Consider the following 4,165-nt stretch of genomic DNA (forward strand, 5'->3'; position numbering starts at 1 on the left):
CCCTCATCCTGCCCAACGGCTCGGCCCAGCTCGCCCTGCTGCGCACCGAAGCCCTCACCAGCGCGCCCATCCCGCTGGCGGACGCGCTGCCGGCCCGGCTGGCCTACGACGAGGACGTCACCGTGCGCGTGTTCCCGCCGGTGGCGGGCCGCATCGCGGCCCTGCGGGTGCAGCCGGGCGACCGCGTGCGTGCCGGCCAGGTGCTGGCCGACATCGACGCGCCCGACCTGGGCACCGCCCGCGCCGACCTGGACAAGGCACGCGCCGACGAGGAGCGCAAGCGCCTGGCCTGGGAACGTGCGCGCGAGCTGGGCCCGGGCGAAGGCATCGCCCGGCGCGATGCCGAGTCCGCCCAGGCCGACTGGGAGGCCGCGCGGGCGGAGACCGAGCGGGCACGCCAGCGCCTGGGCAACCTGGTGCCCGCGGGTGCCCGGGCCGGCGCGCGGCTCACGCTCACCAGCCCGGTCGCCGGGGTGGTGGCCGAGCGCAACGCGACGCCGGCGCTGGAGCTGACGCCCGGCGGCAGCCAGCCGCTCTTCGTCGTCACGCAGCTGCAGCGCCTGTGGCTGCTGATCGACCTGCCCGAGAACCTGCTGGCCAGCGTGAAGCCCGGCAGCGCCGTGAGCGTGGAGAGCGACGCCTGGCCCGGCGAGCGCTTCCGCGCCACGCTGATGCAGGTCGGCCCGGTGCTGGACCCCAACACCCGCCGCGTGGTCGCGCGGGCGCGGCTGGACAACCCCGGCGGCAAGCTGCTGCCCGAGATGTTCGTGCGCGCCTCCGTGCTGCAGCCGGTGGGCACCGGCCTGGAAGTGCCGAACGCGGCGCTGGTGACGCGCGGGCTGTACACCTACCTGTTCGTGGAGACCACGCCGGGCCGCTTCCAGCGCCGGCGCGTCGAGCTCGCGACGCACGGCGCCGACAGCAGCTTCGTGCGCACCGGCGTGGCGCCGGGTGAGCGCGTGGTGGTGGCCGGCGCCTTGCTGCTGGACGCCGAGCTGGGCAGCGGCACGGGCCCGCGATGATCGACCGCATCATCGTCTTCGCGCTGCGCCAGCGCGTCTTCGTGCTGGTGCTGGCCGCCGCGCTGGTGGCCTTCGGCCTGCTCGCGCTGTCCAACCTCCCCATCGAGGCCTTCCCCGACGTGCAGGACGTGCAGGTGCAGGTGGTGTCGCAGCTGCCCGGCCAGGCACCGCAGGACATGGAGCGCGCCGTGACACTGCCCATCGAGCGCGAGGTCTCCGGCATCCCCAACCTGGTCAACGTGCGCTCGGTCACCATGAGCGGGCTGTCCGTGGTGACGCTGACCTTCGAGGACGGCACCGACGACTGGTTCGCGCGCCAGCAGGTGAACGAGAAGCTGGCCACCGTGAACCTGCCCGCCGGGGTGCAGCCGCAGCTCGCGCCGCTGACCACCGCGGTGGGCGAGGTCTACCGCTACCGCATCGACGCGCCCGGCCTGCCCGACGTGGAGGCCCGCACCTTGCAGGACTGGGTGGTGCGCCCTGCCCTGCGCATGACGCCCGGGGTGGCCGACGTGGTGAGCTTCGGCGGCGCGATCCGCGAGTACCAGGTGCTGGCCGACCCGCTGGCCCTGCGCAAGTTCCAGGTCACGCTGGACCAGCTCGCCCAGGCGCTGGGCAACGGCAGCGGCAGCGCCGGTGGTGGCCTGCTGCGCCACGGCGACGCCGCGCTGGTGGTGCGTGCCGACGGCCTGTACCGCAGCCCGCAGGACATCGCCCGCGTGGTGGTGGCAGCGCGCCAGGGGCGCCCCGTGCTGGTGGGCGACGTGGCGCGCGTGCTGGTGGGCGAGCGGCCGCGCTTCGGCGCCGTGGCCGCGGACCGGCTGGACAGCGTGGTCGAGGGCGTGGTGCTGATGACCAAGGGCGGCAACCCGGCCAAGATCAACGAGGCGCTGAAGGCGCGCATCGAGCAGTTGCAGCCGCGCCTGCCCCAGGGCGCGCGCATCACCCCCATCTACGACCGCACGGTGCTGGTCCACCACACGGTGCGCACCGTGGGCGAAAACCTGCTCACCGGCGCGCTGCTGGTGATCGCGGTGCTGGTGGTCTTCCTGTCGAGCTGGCGGGCGGCGCTGATCGTGGCCACCGTCATCCCGCTGGCGCTGCTGTTCGCCTTCATCCTCATGAACGCGCGCGGCGTGTCGGCCAACCTCATCTCGCTGGGCGCGGTGGACTTCGGCATCATCATCGACAGCGCCGTGGTGATCGTGGAGGCGCTGATGGTGCGGCTGGCGCTGCACCCGACGTACGCGGAGGCGACGCCCCACGCGCGCGGCCAGCGCCTGGGCGTGCTGCACCACACCCTGAAGGACCTGGCGCACCCGGTGCTGTTCTCCAAGGCCATCATCATCCTGGCCTTCGTGCCCATCTTCAGCTTCCAGCGGGTGGAGGGCAAGATCTTCACGCCGGTCGCGCTGACGCTGAGCTTCGCCCTGCTGGGCGCGGTGCTGCTCACCTTCACGCTGCTGCCCACGCTGCTGGGCATGACGCTGCTGCGCGCACCGCTGATGGAGAAGCACAAGCCCTGGCTGGACCGGCTGCAGGCACGCTACCGGGCGCTGCTGGCGCAGGCGATGGCGCACGGGCGCCTGGTGCTGCTCGGCGGCGCGGCCTGCGTGCTGCTGGCCGTGGGCCTGGGCACGCGCCTGGGCTCGGAGTTCCTGCCCAAGCTGGACGAGGGCAACATCTGGCTCACGGTGACGCTGCCCACCTCCGCCTCGCTGGACACCACGCGCAGCGTGGAGCGCCTGGTGCGCGCGCAGCTGCTGGCCTACAAGGAGGTGGCGCACGTCATCAGCCAGGCGGGCCGGCCGGACGACGGCTCCGACCCCAAGGGCCCGAACAACCTGGAGATCCTGGTCGACCTCAAGCCCCGCGGCGAATGGGACTTCGCCGACAAGGAGGCGCTGGTGGCCGACATGTCGGCGCACCTGAACGGCATCCCCGGCATCGCCTCCAACTTCTCGCAGGTGATCGAGGACAACGTCGAGGAGTCGCTGTCGGGCGCCAAGGGCGAGATCGTGGCCAAGGTGAGCGGCCCCGACCTGCAGGTGCTGGAGCAGAAGGGCCGCGAGATCGCCGAGATCGTCAGCCGCATCCGCGGTGCCAGCGACGTGGACGCCACGCGCATCAGCGGCCAGACCGAGGTGGTGGTCACGCCCGACCGGGCGCGGCTGGCCCGCTACGGCCTCACCGTGAACGACGTGGACACCCTGGTGAACGAGGCGCTCTCGGGCAGCACCGTGTCCGCCTTCTACGACCAGGAGCGCCGCTTCGACGTGGTGCTGCGCATGGACCCGCGCTGGCGCCGCGGCATGGACGCCATCGGCCAGCTGCAGCTGGCGGTGCCGGGCACCCAGGCCGGCAACGGCCCGGGCACGGTGGCGCTGGCCGACGTGGCGCGCATCGAGATGCGCGAGGGCGTCTCCCAGATCCAGCGCGAGGCCGGCGCCCGCGCCGTGATCGTCAAGATGAACCTGCTCGGCCGCGACCAGGGCAGCTTCGTCGACGAGGCCCGCTCGGCCGTCGCCGAGCGCGTCAAGCTGCCGCCGGGCTACGAGCTCAGCTGGGGCGGCCAGTTCGAGAACTCGCAGCGCGCGGCGCGCCGCCTGATGGTGATCGTGCCCCTGACGGCCCTGATGATCTTCTCGCTGCTGTTCTGGGCCTTCCGCTCCATGCGGCTGGCCGGGCTGGTGCTGGGCATGGTGCCCTTCACGCTCATCGGCGGCCTGGCCGCGCTGGGGCTGGCCGGCCTGCACCTGTCGGTATCGGCGGCGGTGGGCTTCATCGCGGTGGCCGGCATCTCGGTGCAGAACGGGGTCATCATGGTCGAGGAGGTGATGGAGCGCGTGCGGCGCGGCGCCGACAGCGCCGCCGCGGTGGTCGACGGTGCCGTGGTGCGGCTGCGGCCCATCCTCATGACCGCGCTGATGGCCGGCCTGGGCCTGCTGCCGGCGGCGCTCTCGCACGGCATCGGCAGCGAGACCCAGCGGCCCTTCGCCTGCGTGATCGTGGGCGGCATCGTCAGCGGCACGCTGTTCACGCTGCTGGCCCTGCTGGGCGACGGCCCGGACGCCCAGGCGCCCGCCTTCGACCTGGACCGGCTCGCGCTGCCCACCCGCCTGCCGCTGGTGCTGCCCGGGGCG

Annotated in this window: 2 protein-coding genes; both read left to right on the forward strand. The window is 73.3% G+C overall.

Annotated features, from left to right (window positions below):
* Positions 1–1,022: efflux RND transporter periplasmic adaptor subunit (locus tag IM725_RS19650; RefSeq protein WP_193782335.1), on the forward strand; the 1,022-nt coding region annotated here is incomplete at its 5' end.
* Positions 1,019–4,165 (forward strand): efflux RND transporter permease subunit (locus IM725_RS19655; protein WP_193782336.1); only part of this gene is annotated, 3,147 nt, incomplete at its 3' end. The genes IM725_RS19650 and IM725_RS19655, both read left to right, overlap by 4 nt.

Origin of the sequence: Ramlibacter aquaticus (genome assembly GCF_015159745.1) — a bacterium.
Classification (GTDB): Bacteria; Pseudomonadota; Gammaproteobacteria; order Burkholderiales; family Burkholderiaceae_C; genus Ramlibacter; species Ramlibacter aquaticus.